The organism is uncultured Lactobacillus sp. (genome assembly GCF_945290125.1).
In the GTDB taxonomy this organism is placed as follows: domain Bacteria; phylum Bacillota; class Bacilli; order Lactobacillales; family Lactobacillaceae; genus Lactobacillus; species Lactobacillus rizhaonensis.
Genome location: NZ_CALYQV010000040.1, coordinates 1 through 16545 on the forward strand (window position 1 = coordinate 1; position 16545 = coordinate 16545).

The following is a 16545-nucleotide window of genomic DNA, read 5'->3' on the forward strand; positions in this document are numbered from 1 at the left end:
GTATTAATTGAATAACTAAAAAGTTATTTAGATGAAAGGAGTACGTTAATGAGTCTTGTAAATGCTTTGCTAATAGCAATTTGGGCAGGATATTGTTCATTTGACGATCAAGGACCGCAAATGTTTCGGAGACCTTTGCTGGTTGGACCGGTTGTAGGACTTATCCTGGGAGATTTGCCAACGGCACTTGTAATTTCCGCTACACTGGAATTAATGTGGATGGGCCTGGGCAACATGGCTGGCTATGTCACGCCAGATATGATTGTCGGGACAATTATTGGAGTAACTGTTTCAATTACTTCAGGAACAGGTGCTACGCCAAAAGGAATTGCTGCTGGAGTCGCAGCCACCACTACTGTAGCTGTTTTGATTCAACAGTTAATAGTAGTTACGCGGGTATTAAAGCAGTTTTTCGAACCCTGGGCTCAAAGACTGGCTGATAACGGTGATTTAAGTGGAATAATGCAAATAAATATTGTTGCTTTTCTCATACAGTTTTCAATTCGAGCAATACCAACATTTCTATTTGTTTATTTCCAAAAGGGCATAATTGATAAAATACTGGCTGTTGTACCAAGTAATATCTTAAATGGTTTAGGAACGGCATCATCTTTACTGCCTGCTGTGGGATTATCCATCTTAATGACAATGATGATGAAGGACACATTGTGGCCATTCTTAATTTTTGGCTTTGTTTTATCAGCCTATTTAAACTTAGGCATTTTGCCAGTTACCTTAATTTCTTTGATTTTTGCCGTGATCTATTCCTACATTATGGAAATTATAGATAAGCAAAACGAAATGGGTTCAGAAAATAGTAGTTCTAATAATCAGCAAGTTGATGAAGATACGGGGTACGACCTATGAGTAATGAAGTGGAAACTAAAAACAGTAAAAAAATTACCCGTAAGGATTTAAACAAAGTCTTTTGGCGATTACAAATTTGGGGACTAAACATTACTTCAACGCTAGTCTTGACTCAAGCTATTGGCTTTTTAAATGCGATGGTACCAATTATTCGCCGTCTTTATGGTGATAATAAGGAACTTAGAATAGAAGCCATGAAGCGCCATCTGACTTACTTTTTGTCGCAAATTACTGCAACAGGTATGATTATGGGAATTACCGCAGCTGTTGAAGAAACAACCAGCGAAGATGAAAAAGAAGCAGTTGTTGCTATCAAAGCCGGAATGATGGGACCGTTAGCTGGTATTGGTGACAGTGTTTTTAAAATAACCATTCAGGCTATTGCCGGCAGTATTGGTGCAGCCTATGCATTACAAGGAAATGTATTAGGACCAATTTTAATGTTTGTCATTTATAACGGAATTAATATTGCTGTTAAATATTACGGAATTATTTTTGGTTACGAAAAGGGTACAGAATTTATTAAAAGCGGTAACCAAAAGAAGGTTATGCAAAAGATAATTAATATTTCAACAGCGATCGGTGTCATGGTTATAGGTGCGCTCATTGCCCAATACGTCAAGATAAATGTTGGTACAGTAATTCATACCAAGGGTACAAAAATTGTCATCCAAAAATTATTAGACGGCGTGATGCCAAAGCTGTTACCTTTGCTGTTTACCTTAGGTCTTTATAAATTACACTCATATTTACCACGTAAATATTTAACTTGGTTAATATTTGCTATTTTGATTTTGGGAACAATTTTAGCAGTAATGGGAATTATCAAATAATTTTTAAGGAGGTTACTGATGGCTGTAAATATTATCTTGGCCAGTCACGGCTTGTTTGCTCAAGAAGCATTAAAATCGGCTGAAATGATTATTGGACTGCCGCAAAAAAATGTTGCAGTTCTATCTGTTACTAAAGGTAAGACTTATGAAGAAAGTCTTGAGGAGATTCAAACTAAATTAAAAGCGCTCAACGAAAAAAATGCGGAAACTCTTATCTTAGTTGATATTTTTGGTGGTACACCTGCTAATGTGTCTACGTATTTAACTTTGACAAATGAAAATGTTCTTGTTTATTCGGGGCTAAATATGCCAGTTTTACTGGAACTATGCTTAAGCAATCCTGAAAATTTAGCAGAAGCCAAGAAGATTATTGAAAGAACATATCCGCAAGCGTTAGTGAATATTACTGAAAAAGCAAAAGAAGGAGAGAAGCAAAATGCCAATCAAGTGGACTCGTATTGATGACAGATTAATTCACGGTCAGGTTGCTAGTTCCTGGCTGCGTCATGTTGGTGCTGAACAAATCATATGCATCAGTGAAAGGGCAGCTAGTAACCCAGTACAAGAGCAAGTGTTGAAAATGGCTGCTCCTGGCTATATCGTACATGTTTTTGGAGTAGATAAATTTATTCGAGTTTACAAGAAAAATCCTATAAAAAAGACCACGTTTTTAATATTGACCAGTACCCTTGATCTATTGCACTTAATTGAAGGTGGGGTTGACATTAAGTCAGTTAATTTTGGTGGTATGAGAGAGCGTAAAGAACGTACAATTCGCTACAACAATGACTTGTGCTTTACTCCAGAAGAAAAGGATGCACTAGATAAATTGGTTGACTCAGGAATAGAAATAAACTTTCAAATGGCGGCTTACGATGCGCCTACACCAATCAAAGAATATATTGAACAAGTGCAAGGAAAGAACTAATGAAAATCGACTACGCAGAAGCATATGTTTTAGATGATGGTCAAACAGAAGTAGATATTAAAACTAATGAACAAAGTTTGCCTGATTATGAATTATATTGGACTCTGGATAATGATAAATATACTAAAGAAAAAAAGTATTTGCTAACCAGTAATAAAACTAAGGTCTGCTTTCAATTTACTTACTCAACTGTCAGGCCAACTTATTTCATTCTGAACTTTAAGAATCACGAGCCTTTGTTATTTGGCTATCGCATACTGCCTGTTCCAGGGATGTATAATCTGCGCGATATTGGTGGCTACCGCACAAGTGATGGCATGAGAATCAAATGGGGGCAAGTTTATCGCTCTGATTATTTGCGCAATTTAGAGCCTTCAGGCTATACTTTTGTTAAAAATTTGGAGTTAAATTCAATTATTGATTTCCGTGGTGCAATTGAAGTTAAAGATACACCTGATCCTGTTATTGATCCTGCAATTCATATCTTTAATTTTGATCCTAATGCAGAAACAGCTGCTATAGCTGGCAGAGCTCAAAACTTAGATACCGGAAAAGATATGAAAGAGAGGGCTAAGGAAGCACTGGCTAAAGGAGAAACTGGTAATGATCAAATGATCAGACAACAAGAATCCTTTGTCGATAGGCCTGCAAGCATAGAGGCTTTTAGTAACACCATCAAAGTCACAGCTCAAAGTAAGTATTTACCCAGCTTGCAACATTGCCGTGGCGGTAAAGATAGAACCGGCTTTGGCTTCATGGTCTTGGAAGGAATTCTTGGCGTACCACCAGAATTACTGGTTTATGATTACATACTAACTAAACGAGCACGTATTAAGAAGAATGCTCGTTATTATCAAAACTTTTTGCAACAAACTGGTAATAAAGAAATTGCAGATTATATGTATGCCCTTTTTGACACCAGAGAAGAATTTATTACTGCTTCAATTACCAAAATAACGCGCGAATACGGCACAATTTATCAGTATGCAACTGACAAGTTGGGCCTGACTGAATCAGAATATTTGAATTTACGCAAGTCATTATTAGAAAAAGCATAAGTTTTCAGTTAAAGTAAGTATTAATATTGTTTTAAAAAGGAAGACGGCAAAACAATGTTGAATTTAACTTACCGTGAAATTGATTTGTTAAATCTTTTTTTTTAACAACGATTTACTTACTATTTCTGAATTAAAAAAGAAAAGCGGGATTTCCGCGCGAACGCTGAATACAGAATTTGCGCAAATTAATAAGGCTTTACTTAATGCTGGTCATGATATCAAAATTGTAAATCAGAGAGCTAAAGGATATTTACTTGATTATTCTTTGGCAGAAAGTGACTGGCTGAAATTATTAAAAGAAAATTGCTCTGAATATTTAAATCTCAAGTTTAATCACTTATTTCGTAATAAGCTCCGTATCGCTAAAATTTGCAGATTTTTGTGTGCAAGCCCAAACTACATCAAAGTTGACCAGCTGGCGAACAAACTAAATTTTAGTACTGCGACTATTAATAAGGATATGCGCGATGTAAAAAAGTTCTTAAATATTTATAATTTAAAGGTAAAATCAGTTCCATACTATGGCATGAAAGTAGTGGGTAAAACGGGTGCTGTTCGTTCATGCTTGATAGATTTATTTGATGTATATAGTTTTGAACAAAAAAATGCTTTGCTACCAGAATATGCTTTTACTGAATATGGCGTTACTAAAACTGATTTACTAAATAAAAGTCAGGCTTTACGGCAATTAATTCATGAATATGGTTTTCCTTTAACGGATAATGGCTTCAAGCAAGTAACAAAATATCTGCTGATTTATAAATTACGGCCAGATATTAGTTTAAAGATTAGTCATAGTCTTAAAGCTGAATTGATGCATGCTAAGGCGTTTATAATTGCTGACAAATTAATTAAAAATAATATCCAGGAAGAACTATACTTAGCTGTTTTTTTATTAATTAATTCTGAAATTGATCAAATTCCTGATTTGAATAAATTAAGAACCTGGTCACAGCAAGTACAGATACAAGTTGAACAAGTTTGTGCTGCTTTAAAAGAGCAATTGTCACTATGCATTAATAAAGGTTCTGATATTGCTTCATACATTTATCACAGTTTTTTTATCAGATACCTTAAGAAAAAATATGACTTTGTTTGTTTTAACTTAGAACTGGCAACTGAAAAGGTTGCTCGCAAAATTTTTGCAACAAGTTCTTTAACAGTTGCTCTATATAATTCTTGCACTGATTATAATAAAAAAGAGTTAAATGATAGCTTGTTTAACGATATGGTTCTTGGCTTATACAGTAAAATTCATCAAAAACAAAATAGTTACTTTCCCACTAATTTCTTAGTTGTAAACGACTATGGTAAATTAGCCAGTGAACATTTAATAGATAAACTTGATTTAAATAAATATAACGCAAATTATACTTTTGTTTATTCTTATGAATTGGAAAATATTGATTATTCAAAATATGATTACTTATTAGTTTCTTCAAAGACTAAACCGAGTTATAAAAATATAAATATTCCCAAAATAACTTTTTCTTTTTTTTCAGATGATGGGCTAAGAATGGCTTTGTGGCAAAGAATACTGTCTACTAAACGAACGATTGGTTCAATTGCCAATTATTTTAAACGACCAGTAATAATTAAAATAGATGCTTTAAAAGGAAAAATTCAGGACATAGTAGCTAATCATTTGATTAAACAACTAGGCATCCCCCAAACACATAAAAATAATTTTGTTAGTTATGTTGAAGCTTTAATAACAAATGAAGGCTACCATGCATACCCTTATAATATGTATCTCACCTTTCTGGGCCCGCATGAAATTAAGAAACGTTATTTTATCTTTAAGTTTAAGCAACCTGTATATATAAATTATCATAAGGTCTTTAGTTTACAGATTATAATTCTTGATCCTAGTAAAGGATTACTAGAAATTAAAAATGGTGATTCTGAACTGCAGCAATACTTTAATATTGTTAAAAATGACCAAACTATGAGATGAATATATTAGAGAAAGATAATTTGTTTTAAAAGTTCTAAACTCTACTGCTAGTAATTAATTTTAAAGAGTCTGGGAAGATTATTTTTTTAAAAAAATAACTTTAAAATTTAATGTGAATACTAAAATTAAGACACGCTATTAACTGCTAACTGAGGACTAACTTTCGATATTCAATCGGAGTTAGTCCTTTTAATTTGATTTTGATTCTTTTATGAATTGTAATACTCAATGTAGTCTCTGGTTGCGTCTTCCAATTCATTAAAATTTTTAAACTGTTTTTTAAACCATAAAATATTCACCCCCATTTTAATATACTAAGTTTCAATGATTAACGTAAATATTTGTTATGTGCGTTAGGTGATTAAACATGTTAGAATTTATTTGATATAACAAATTTACGACAGAGATGAAATTATGAAAGAATTGCCTAAGTATTTACTTATAGCTAAGAAACTTAAACATGAAATTGAGACTGATGAATATCAGCCAAATGACCGTCTTCCTAAAGAGTATGATTTGGCTAAATCATACAACGTTAGCAGGATTACAGTTCGAAATGCATTAAAAGAACTCGAAAGCCAAGGCTTAATTTATAGAATTCAGGGAGCTGGTACTTATGTAAAAGATAACAATCAATATCAGTCATCAGTAAATTCAAATCAATTAGAACTAATCAATTTAAAAAAGTATAAATTAAAACTCCTCGATTTTGAAGTTGGACAAGGGACCTCAAAAATTACAGAAGCTCTTGGGATAAACCCCTATGATATAGTATATACAATAAAACGAGCGGCGATGACTGCCAGCAAACACTTGGTCGCTTTTCAAAAGATATCTATTCCTGCAAAAGTAATCCAAGGTTTAAATATGGAGATGTTAGAAACTTCGATTTATCCATTAATAAGTAAAAAAATTGGTATTGAACCAAAAAGTGCAATGCGAGAAATATCTTTAGTTTTTGCAAAACAGGAATTGCTAAGAGAAAACAAAGTTCAAGAAAAAGTAGATAATAATGAGCCACTCCTTAAATGGTTTCAAAAATCATATTTAAGTGATGGTCGTATTTTTGAATGTAATGAGACATATTATCGTATAACTAAGTTTTTAATTGAAGAGGCGGTAGTACTATAAAAAATAGGAAGTAATTAAGCTTCCTATTTTTTGTTATATCAAAAGTTGACAATTTAAATATTTGTTATATCATATTATTGTAATCTAAATAAAGCGGTTACAAAAATGCGAGTCAAAGAGGGAGATAGTTATGAATGACAGTTCAGAATCATCCGGTATGAAAAAACTGGGAAATGGATTTATTAGAGTTGCCGGGAAAATATCTGGTAACAGATTATTGTTAACTTTGCGTGATACATTTGTTATTGTTTCGGCTACAACAATGATTGCCGGTTTTGGAATCATGCTCCAGAATGTTGTTATCGATCCGATGAATGGATTAATTTTTGGTAATCAGGGGCTTCAGTTAGGTCGACTAATTTCAGGTTCTTGGTCAGCTTGGCAACAAAGTGGCTTTGAGCACGGCCTTCAAACAACCGCAAATTTAATAGGTCTTGTTTCAAATGGTACTTTGAGCGTCTTTGCGTTGCTACTGGCTGTGATTTTTAGCTGGGAAGTTTCAACAAGATTTTTTAATAACAGAGCAGAACATATGACAGATGTTTTGTTTGGACTTGCTGCATTTTTTATATCAATTCCATGGAATTTTCAATATACTATTCCAAATACTAAAAAAGCAATAAACGTTTTAAATTATTTGGATACTCAATACCTTGGAACTCAGGGTGTGTTTGCCGCAATTTTAATCAGTGGCAGTGCAGTCTGGATTTATAACAAGATAATGCAAAAAAATATTACTATAAAACTACCTGAATCAGTTCCACCTGCAGTTGCCCAAAGTTTCTCGTCATTAATTCCAGGTTCAATTACATTGGGAATTTTTATTGTTTTAACTGGTTTAAGCACTGCAACAACAGGAAAAACTATGCCAGCATTATTTTTAGCCATTTTACAAGCTCCAGCTTTAGCAATATCTAAAACAAATGCTTTTGCGTTTGTATCACAATTTACATGGAGCTTACTTCAATGGTTCGGTATACATCCAACATCGATCTGGGGAGCTATTTTTGGTATGACTTGGACTATTAATGATACCCAAAATATGCTAGGACAGGCACATCATATTTTTTCAACCTTATTTATGAACTTTTCATCAATTGCGGCAGGAACTTTTTCCTTATCCCCAGTTTTAGCAATATTAATTGCCTCAAAGCGGGTTGCAGCAAAGAAAATTTCCAAAATTGCGCTTTTACCTGCAATCTTTAACATTTCAGAACCAATTACGTTTGGTTTACCGATTGTTTTAAATCCAATTTATATTGTTCCATTTGTTATTGCTCAACCACTGGCCTTTTATATTGGTTATTTCTTTACTAAAATAGGCTTTATTGCTCCTATTGTTAATAATGTACCATGGACTGTGCCGACATTATTATCAGGACTGCTTTACACCGGAAATATTCGTGGTGTGATTGTACAAGCGGTAAGTTTAATAATTACAACTTTGATTTATATTCCTTTTGTAAAAATGGATAATAAAATAAACGCTGATTCTATTGCTATTGATGAAATGGAAAGTGCTAATTCATAAGAAAAAATGAAATTTAATAAAAATTTGTTAGCTGATTTGTTTCAGTCAAACATGGTATTACCAGTTAATATGGATTTTAAAATTGGAGGAAAAATTAAAGCTAATCAAGAAGTAAATATTACTTTTAACAAAAAAAGATATCAAACAGTATCAAATAATACTGGTGAGTGGCAAATAACTTTGCCAGCTGTTAATAGCACAAATACGGTTGCTGAAATCACTGTGAATACGAAAGGTGATCATCAAACTATTAATAATATTCATTTTGGTATGGTTTATTTACTTAGTGGACAATCTAATATTGAATTTCGTTTAAAAGATGAAGCAAATTATTCACAAGTTTTAAAAGATTTAAAAAGTAACAAGTATAATGAATTATATTACTATAATGTGCCTCAAATAGATTATATTGATCCAATAAATAGTCAGGTTAAACCCAGTGACTTACAATTTGAAACTTGGCATAAAATAAATGCTAAAAACTGTGGAATGGTATCTGCCATAGGATTTTATATGATGAAGACTATGAGAAAAGCAGGTTTAACTTGTCCAATAGCAGTGGTTGACTGTTACAAAGGGGGAACATCTGCCAGCTCTTGGGTTAAAACAGAAGATCTAGCTAATGATCCAGACTTGAATAAAACCTTTTTGGAAAAATATAATAACGAGATTGCAAATAAAACTCTAGTTGATTTTAATCGTGAAACGGCCATTTACAACGAAAAAGTTAATCAACACAAAATTAATTTAAAAAAATATTTAAGAGAACATCCCCATGCTTCATTAAGTACAGCTAAAAATATAGTGGGGCATACTCCATGGCCACCGCCTGTACGGCCAGACTTGTTTACGCGGCCCGGTGGCTTGTATGAAACGATGGTAAAACAAGTTCGATACGGTGTATTTAATGGTATGGTTTGGTATCAAGGAGAAAATGATACTGACAATGCAGCAGAATATAGTAAATTATTACCCATATTAATTAAAACATGGAGAAGAGAATTACAAGACCCTTCTCTACCGATTAAGTTGATACAATTGCCCGGATATGCAGATTACCCTGAGAACGCTGCGGCAGTGATTAGACAGACTCAGTCAGATGTAGCGGCTAATACTCCTGGTGTAGATTTAGTTTCTTTTATAGACGGTGGCGAAGAACATAATATTCATCCAGAAAATAAAAAAATAATGGGTAAACGGTTAGGAAAAATTTTGGTAGGTAATGACTATGCTGGCACACCCTATGTTGACCAAATAAAGTTTAATAACGGCAAACTTATTTTAACAATAGCTAGGTGTTCAGAAATAAAACTGATTAGGAAGGCTGTATTACAAGTAACAATTTTAGACAAAAAATATGATATGATGCTTGTTAATAATCATTTAGCAAAAAATAAAATAATTGTTTCACTTAACAAAAAGCCAACAATAATTTCTTACGCTTATACAAATTTCACTGAAGACTTAGGTTTATTTAATGAACTAAATTACCCAGTATCGCCTTTTAGAATAGAATTGTGAGGTATATAGGTTGAAAAAAATTCTATTATCTTGTGCAGGTGGCTTTTCAACTTCACTTTTAGTAAATAAAATGAAAGAGGAGGCTAATAAGTCTAATAAAATTTATCAAATTAAAGCAGTTTCTGCAGATTTAATTCCTAACTTAGTGGAGAAAGATATGCCAGACTGCATTTTGCTTGGACCACAGATTCGGTACATGGTTGATAGTTTAAAACCAATTACTGAAAAAAATAATATTCCGCTTGCAGTCATACCAATACAAGATTATGGCAGAATGGACGGATTAGCCGTATTAAATCAAGCCGAAAAATTAATGCAAATTTGATATATACAAAAAATATATGAGTTAAAGCTCTATTAAAATGAGTTCTGAAAGTAATATGACCTTCAGGACTCATTTTAAATATTCCGGCTCTTTTTTTAGGAAAAGAAATTTCGCTTGTTGAATAAAGTAAAATTTAGCTATAAAAAATCCCAGCACCGACTACCTACCAGAGCTGAGATAAATTTTATTTTAACGGAAAAAAGAAATAATTACCATATTTATTAATAATTTGGGAATAAAATCATGAAATTAGCTATTTATCGCCATCCATAATCGTGTTTTTAACAATTACATAATCAACCAACTTAATTGAACTAAGGTCTTTACCACCAGCATAAGAAATCGAAGATTGTAAATCTTCCTGCATTTCTTTTAAAGTGTCCACGATATGTCCGCGATATGGAACCAGCATTTGCTTACCTTCAACATTGCGGTAGGCACCCTTTTGAACTTCTGAAGCAGAACCCCAATATTGTTTGTAAGTTTTGCCATTAATTTTAATCACGTTACCTGGGGACTCCTCGTGTCCCGCAAGCATTGAACCAATCATGATCATTGTAGTGCCAAAACGAATTGATTTTGCTATATCGCCGTTATAACGGATACCGCCATCTGCAATCAATGGTTTGCTGGCTACTTTACTGCACATTCTTAAAGCAGCTAGTTGCCAGCCACCAGTACCAAAACCAGTTTTAAGTTTGGTAATGCATGCACGGCCAGGACCAACACCCACCTTAGTGGCATCGGCTCCTGCACCTTCTAATTCACGCACTGCTTCTGGGGTTGCGATATTGCCTGCTGTTAAAAAAGTGTCAGGCAATTTTTCTTTAATATACTTAATCATATCAATGACATAGATAGAATGACCGTGGGCAACATCAATTGTGATATATTCAGGTTTTATATTCTCACTAACTAATTGATCGATAAAATCATATTCGCCTTTTTTGATACCGACAGATATTGAGGCAAATAAGCCTTTTTCGTGCATCATTTTGATAAAATTAAGACGCTTCTCAGGCTGAAAGCGGTGCATGACATAGTAGTGGCCATTTTGAGCGAGCCAGACTGCTAAATCATCGTTAATGACACTTTCCATGTTTGCGGGTACTACAGGTATTTTAAATGTTCGGTTTCCAAACTTTACACTAGTATCAGCATCATGACGGCTTTTGATAATTCCCTTGTTGGGCACAAGCTGGATGTCGTCATAATCAAAGGCTTCCATACTGAAATAATTACTCATAAATAAATCGGCTCCTAGAATAAAAAATCTTTGCAAACGAAGTAACTATAATCAAAAATACTTTTTTTGTCAACAGAAAAATCGAACTATTAAAAATCTGGCTACTATAATAATTCGCATTTAAATTTGACTAAATGTGGGCAAATTGCTAGACTATTTACGTGATATTTGTAGAAATTTAATGAGGTGAATAAAAATGACAGCAGTTGCAGTTGTTGGTAGTCAATGGGGCGACGAAGGAAAGGGCAAAATCACTGACTTTTTGAGTAATGAAGCAGCGTATACTGTGCGCTCAAACGGTGGTAATAATGCTGGTCATACTATTGAAATCAATGGTCAAGATTTTAAGATGCGTTTGATTCCGTCAGGCATTTTTGCGTCAAAAGAAGGTGCTGTAATCGGCAATGGCGTGGTCATTAATCCAGAAGTTTTATTTAGTGAATTAAAAAATCTTGAAGAAAAAGGCATAGATACCAGTAAATTAAAGATTTCTAATCGTGCACACATCATCATGCCTTATCATATTAAGCAAGATGAATACCAAGAAGAAGCAAAGGGCGATCAAAAAATCGGAACTACTAAAAACGGTATTGGTCCAGCTTACATGGACAAAGCTTTCAGAATTGGTATTCGCGTTTGTGACTTACTTGAGAAGGATACTTTTGAAGCAAAATTGCGTACTAACTTAGAGCAAAAAAATGAAGTATTTACCAAAATTTATGGTAAACCTGCTCTTAAATTTGAGGATATTTTTGACAAATATTATGAATACGGTCAAAAAATGAAAAAATATGTTATAGATACTTCGGTGTTAGTTAATGATGCTCTTGATAACAATGAAAAAGTCCTGTTTGAAGGGGCACAGGGAATTATGCTTGATATAGATGAAGGAACTTATCCTTTTGTTACTTCATCGAACACAATTTCCGGCGGTATTGCCAGTGGTATCGGCGTTGGCGCCAACCGGTTAAAGACTGTCATTGGCGTCTGCAAAGCTTATACTACTCGTGTTGGTGCTGGTCCTTTTCCAACTGAATTATTAGATGAAACTGGTGACCGTATTCGTGAAACTGCTCATGAATATGGTACGGTTACCGGCCGTCCTCGACGCGTGGGCTGGTTTGATTCAGTCGCTTTACGTCATGCCAAACGTGTAGCTGGTATTAACGGCTTAAGTCTAAACCTCCTTGATATTTTCAGCGGCTTTGACACTATTAAAATTGCAACAGCTTATGAACTTGATGGTCAAAAGATTGGCTATTATCCTGCCAGTCTGAAAGAACTAGACCGGTGTAAACCTGTTTATGAAGAATTACCTGCCTGGAAAGAAGATATCACAGGTGCTAAGTCTTGGTCTGACTTGCCGGAAAATGCACAGAAGTTTTTAAACCGTGTTTCGGAGCTTGTTGGTATTCCTCTTGTTACTGTTTCAGTAGGACCTGACCGTGAGCAAACAATCGTGTTACAGAATCCGTGGGAAATGTAATTTATGTTAAAACGTTATACTCGCCCAGAAATGGGCAAAATATGGTCAGATGAAAATAAATATGAAGCGTGGCTAAAGGTAGAAATAGCTGCCGCCAATGCCTGGAGTGAATTAGGTGAGGTACCCAAAACAGATGCTGCTAAAATTGCGCAAAAAGCCAGTTTTACGCCTGAACGGGTAGCAGAACTGGAACAAATAACGCACCATGATGTTGTGGCTTTTACCCGTACTGTTTCCGAAAGCCTGGGTTCAGAAAAAAAGTGGGTACACTTTGGTTTAACTTCTACTGATGTTGTTGACACGGCCCAGGGATACATCTTAAAGCAGGCTGATGAAATTATTCGGCAGGATTTGCAAGACCTAAAAAAGACGATTGCACAAAAAGCACTTAAGTATAAAAATACGGTTGAGATGGGTCGGACTCATGGCGTTCAAGCTGAGCCTACTACTTTTGGCCTGAAATTAGCTCGCTGGTATGCGGAAATTAATCGTGATATTGAACGCTTCGAGCATGCTGCTAAGGGGGTAGAATCAGGAAAAATTTCTGGAGCAGTGGGGACTTTTGCCAATGTGCCGCCAGCTGTTGAAACAAGTGTTTTAAGGCAATTAGGCTTAACTCAGCAGCCTATTACCAGCCAGGTATTGCCGCGTGACTTACACGCTGAATATATTGCAACCTTGGCGCTGATAGCTACCAGTATTGAGAACTGGGCAACTGAAATTCGGGGTTTACAGCGTTCCGAAATACACGAAGTTGAAGAACACTTCCGTGCTGGACAAAAAGGCTCCTCGGCGATGCCTCATAAGCGTAATCCTATTGGCTCAGAAAATCTTTGCGGTATGGCACGAGTTTTACGTGGTCATATTATTACGGCCTATGAAGATATATCACTTTGGCATGAGCGCGATATTTCTCATTCTAGTGCTGAAAGAATAATCTTACCTGACACAACAATTGGTATTGATTATATGCTTGACCGTTTTAACCGTATTTTGACCAATCTAGATGTTTTTCCAGAAACAATGCTTAAGAACATGGATAAAACTTATGGCCTGATTTACTCACAACGCTTGCTGTTAAAGCTTATTGATGAGGCTGGTCTTTCTCGTGAAGATGCTTATGACATGGTCCAAAAGCTAACTAACAAGTCTTGGAATGAGGGAATTTCCTTTAGAAAATTAGTTGAAGATAGTCGAATTATGAATTACCTTTCTGAAGATGATGTAGCCGATGCCTTTGACTATCATTACCATTTACGACATGTAGATGAGATTTTCAAAAAAGTTGGTTTGGAATAAATTAATAAATAAAAGTTCACTTGAATGTGAACTTTTTTTATACTCAAAAATTAAATTTTGGATAAGTCCAGTTTAATGTAAGCGGTTATGTGATAAACTGAACTTGTTAAAAATAAAATTAAATTGAAGTAAAACTATAGGGGTCAAGACAATTAAGGAGCTCGGTTTGATGATTGATCTTTTATCAGCTTCAAAATGTCTTACCGGTGTTATTGAAGGCGACTCTGTAACGCAGGAATTTATTCCTGAAATGGTTGACCTTTATCGTTCAGGCAAGTTTTTACTTGATAAAATGGTTAAGTTTTATCAATCAGAGGAAATTAATGAGGCCATTAAGGATTCAGTAAATGGCAGCACGATAAAGCCAATTATTGTTTTTGATGAAAAATATAAATAGTTTTAAAAATTATTATTATGAAAGAAAGGTAATCATATGATAGTTAATGATCATACATATTATGATGCAAGCTATGATGTAGTAGTTTTAGGTTTTGGTGGAGCAGGAGCAACTGCAGCTCGCTTTGCGGCTGATAGTGGTGCTAAAGTGCTAATAGTTGATTCTGCTCCAGAAGGTCACGAAGGTGGTAACACAAGATATGCTGCTGAACTTGTAGGTTATAGCAGCAGCGAAGAAGATTATCGTGCTTACTACGAGCATTTGGCCCAGCACTTTAACATTGACTCTGAAATAGAGGATACAGTTGTTCATGGCATTACACACATGAAAGAATATTTTAGAAAATATCTGGATGTGAATGAACCTGTTAGCTATAAAACTATTTTAGGATTGCCAGATGATGCGGTAATTGCCGATCATCCCGATTTACCTGGTGCTAAAAGCTATGACATGATCACAATGGAGAAGGGGATTTTTAACGCTTCATTATGGAATATTTTACGGCAAAAAGTACTCGATCGTAGTGATAAAATTGATGTTTGGTATTCTGCACCTGTTAAGCACATTTTACAAACCCCTGGTAAAAAAGTTGTCGGAGCTCAAATTGAGCGGGATCATGTTTTATTAAACGTTTACGCTAAAAATGGTGTAGTGTTAACCACTGGTGGTATCGAAAATAATCCGCAAATGATTCAGGATTACATTGGTTCACACAAGTTAGTGCCACTGGGTTCACTTTATAATAAAGGTAAGGGTATTGACCTGGCCCACGAAGCAGGTGCGGATATGTGGCATATGTCAATGTATGCGGCCGGTGGAATGCAACAAGCTTTTGCTTTTTATGAACCTGGGATGAAGCGTGCACCATTTTATATGGGTAACCAGGTCTTCTATACAGGCAGTATTTTTACGGTTGGCGATGACGGCACACGCTACTTTAAGGAAGATCAAGGAGCACGTGAAGGCTATGTAGAAAATCATGGTTCATGGTACAAACCATTGAATCCAATTCACCCTTACTTTGTCTTTGATCAAAAGCAATATGACAAGATCAGTGAAATTGATACTTTCCCTGATAATAAAGCACTTAATTCCGTTCTTAAAGCTGATTCTGTTTCTGAATTAGCAGAAAAGATGGGAGTTGCTGGGGATAAATTGCAAAGTACAATTGATGAATTTAACTTCTTTGCCGAAAAGAAGCATGATTATGCTTATCATCGTGATCCTGCTACTTTAAGTGCATTTTCTGAAGCTGGTCCGTATTATGCCATACCGCTAGTACAGACTATTGGCTGGTCAGAAGCTGGTCCTAGAAGAAATGCTCGTGCTGAAATTATTGATTCAGAGCACAAACCAATTCCGCATTTGTATGGTGCCGGCGAGCTGGGCAGTAATATGTCTAACTTATATCAAGGTGGATCCGATCTTGCGGACTGCTTGATTTTCGGTAAGATTGCAGGCCAAAATGCAGCTCATCCTAAAGATGATGTAGCAGAAGTCAATGTACCTTCTCCTAAGCATAAAAAACTATTAAAGCCACGGCCACTTGGTTCTGATATTAAGAAAGAAGAATATCCAACTGGTCCTGAACAATATATTGGTAAATCTACTAAAGGGATGGGAGATGAAATTGTTGTCAGGATAACGGCTGATAAGCAAAAGAATCTCAAAAATATCGAAGTTCTGAAACAAGCTGAATCCGATGACTATGGTCAAAAGGCAATTAATGAATTACCAGCAAAAATGGTTAATGCAAATACAATTGATGTCGATGCAATTTCTGGTGCCTCTAATACCACTAGAGGATTAAAAGACGCTGTCAGGGATGCATTAAGTAAAATTAAATAAATAGTTGTTTGGAATTTAGAAGGGTTTGAAAAACCCCGGCTTCTTTTAGAACAATTAAAAGGCATTGAATAATAAAATGATGTGAACCCTAAAATTAGGACACTTTATATTAGCTGCT

General features: G+C 34.9%; 16 protein-coding genes. 14 read left to right on the top strand and 2 right to left on the bottom strand.

Features of this window, described 5'->3' with window-relative positions; genetic code table 11:
* The first annotated feature begins 48 nt into the window (after nucleotides 1-48).
* From Q0K80_RS07370 to Q0K80_RS07395, 6 genes are all read left to right on the top strand, one after another.
* Nucleotides 49-867 (top strand): PTS sugar transporter subunit IIC, encoded by an 819-nt coding sequence (locus tag Q0K80_RS07370; RefSeq protein WP_294604906.1) that lies wholly within the window; start codon nucleotides 49-51, stop codon nucleotides 865-867.
* Nucleotides 864-1700 (top strand): PTS system mannose/fructose/sorbose family transporter subunit IID, encoded by an 837-nt coding sequence (locus Q0K80_RS07375; protein ID WP_294604909.1) that lies wholly within the window; start codon nucleotides 864-866, stop codon nucleotides 1698-1700. Before Q0K80_RS07370 ends, Q0K80_RS07375 begins: the two co-directional genes overlap by 4 nt.
* An 18-nt stretch (nucleotides 1701-1718) precedes the next feature.
* Nucleotides 1719-2162: a PTS system fructose subfamily transporter subunit IIA gene (locus Q0K80_RS07380; RefSeq protein WP_294604912.1), complete on the top strand. Its 444-nt coding sequence runs from the start codon at nucleotides 1719-1721 to the stop codon at nucleotides 2160-2162.
* Entirely contained in the window at nucleotides 2137-2628 is a 492-nt protein-coding gene (locus tag Q0K80_RS07385; RefSeq protein ID WP_294604914.1) for a PTS sugar transporter subunit IIB, read from the top strand. Before Q0K80_RS07380 ends, Q0K80_RS07385 begins: the two co-directional genes overlap by 26 nt.
* The gene (locus Q0K80_RS07390; protein WP_294604919.1) at nucleotides 2628-3686 is read left to right on the top strand and encodes a tyrosine-protein phosphatase; all 1059 of its coding nucleotides are present in this window, start codon (nucleotides 2628-2630) and stop codon (nucleotides 3684-3686) included. Before Q0K80_RS07385 ends, Q0K80_RS07390 begins: the two co-directional genes overlap by 1 nt.
* A 265-nt stretch (nucleotides 3687-3951) precedes the next feature.
* The gene (locus Q0K80_RS07395; RefSeq protein ID WP_294604922.1) at nucleotides 3952-5643 is read left to right on the top strand and encodes a helix-turn-helix domain-containing protein; all 1692 of its coding nucleotides are present in this window, start codon (nucleotides 3952-3954) and stop codon (nucleotides 5641-5643) included.
* Nucleotides 5644-5852: 209 nt separating this feature from the next.
* On the opposite strand, the gene Q0K80_RS10390 is transcribed toward Q0K80_RS07395, so the two are convergent.
* A complete protein-coding gene (locus Q0K80_RS10390; RefSeq protein ID WP_365935411.1) occupies nucleotides 5853-5948 on the bottom strand; it encodes an IS3 family transposase in 96 nt (31 codons plus the stop codon).
* 109 nt (nucleotides 5949-6057) lie between these two features.
* On the opposite strand from Q0K80_RS10390, the gene Q0K80_RS07400 reads away from it, so the two are divergent.
* From Q0K80_RS07400 to Q0K80_RS07415, 4 genes are all read left to right on the top strand, one after another.
* The gene (locus Q0K80_RS07400) at nucleotides 6058-6774 is read left to right on the top strand and encodes a GntR family transcriptional regulator (protein ID WP_294604925.1); all 717 of its coding nucleotides are present in this window, start codon (nucleotides 6058-6060) and stop codon (nucleotides 6772-6774) included.
* Between the two features lie 130 nt (nucleotides 6775-6904).
* A complete protein-coding gene (locus tag Q0K80_RS07405; RefSeq protein ID WP_294604928.1) occupies nucleotides 6905-8305 on the top strand; it encodes a PTS transporter subunit EIIC in 1401 nt (466 codons plus the stop codon).
* A gap of 6 nt (nucleotides 8306-8311) precedes the next feature.
* Nucleotides 8312-9826: a sialate O-acetylesterase gene (locus Q0K80_RS07410; protein WP_294604935.1), complete on the top strand. Its 1515-nt coding sequence runs from the start codon at nucleotides 8312-8314 to the stop codon at nucleotides 9824-9826.
* Between the two features lie 10 nt (nucleotides 9827-9836).
* Nucleotides 9837-10151, top strand: coding sequence for a PTS sugar transporter subunit IIB (locus Q0K80_RS07415; protein WP_294604937.1), 315 nt, complete (start codon nucleotides 9837-9839; stop codon nucleotides 10149-10151).
* Nucleotides 10152-10404: 253 nt separating this feature from the next.
* On the opposite strand, the gene Q0K80_RS07420 is transcribed toward Q0K80_RS07415, so the two are convergent.
* Nucleotides 10405-11397, bottom strand: a complete 993-nt coding sequence (locus Q0K80_RS07420; protein WP_294604939.1) for a GMP reductase — start codon at nucleotides 11395-11397, stop codon at nucleotides 10405-10407.
* A gap of 196 nt (nucleotides 11398-11593) precedes the next feature.
* Here Q0K80_RS07420 and Q0K80_RS07425 point away from each other — a divergent pair, with 196 nt between their 5' ends.
* The 4 genes from Q0K80_RS07425 (at nucleotide 11594) to Q0K80_RS07440 (ending at nucleotide 16427) form a co-directional block, all read left to right on the top strand.
* The gene (locus tag Q0K80_RS07425; RefSeq protein WP_294604941.1) at nucleotides 11594-12883 is read left to right on the top strand and encodes an adenylosuccinate synthase; all 1290 of its coding nucleotides are present in this window, start codon (nucleotides 11594-11596) and stop codon (nucleotides 12881-12883) included.
* Between the two features lie 3 nt (nucleotides 12884-12886).
* Nucleotides 12887-14182, top strand: a complete 1296-nt coding sequence (gene purB, locus Q0K80_RS07430) for an adenylosuccinate lyase (protein ID WP_294604943.1) — start codon at nucleotides 12887-12889, stop codon at nucleotides 14180-14182.
* A gap of 169 nt (nucleotides 14183-14351) precedes the next feature.
* Entirely contained in the window at nucleotides 14352-14579 is a 228-nt protein-coding gene (locus Q0K80_RS07435; protein WP_294604945.1) for an aryl-alcohol dehydrogenase, read from the top strand.
* 36 nt (nucleotides 14580-14615) lie between these two features.
* Nucleotides 14616-16427 carry an FAD-binding protein gene (locus tag Q0K80_RS07440; protein WP_294604947.1) on the top strand — a complete coding sequence of 604 codons (1812 nt, stop codon included), beginning with the start codon at nucleotides 14616-14618 and terminating at the stop codon, nucleotides 16425-16427.
* Nucleotides 16428-16545 lie beyond the last annotated feature (118 nt).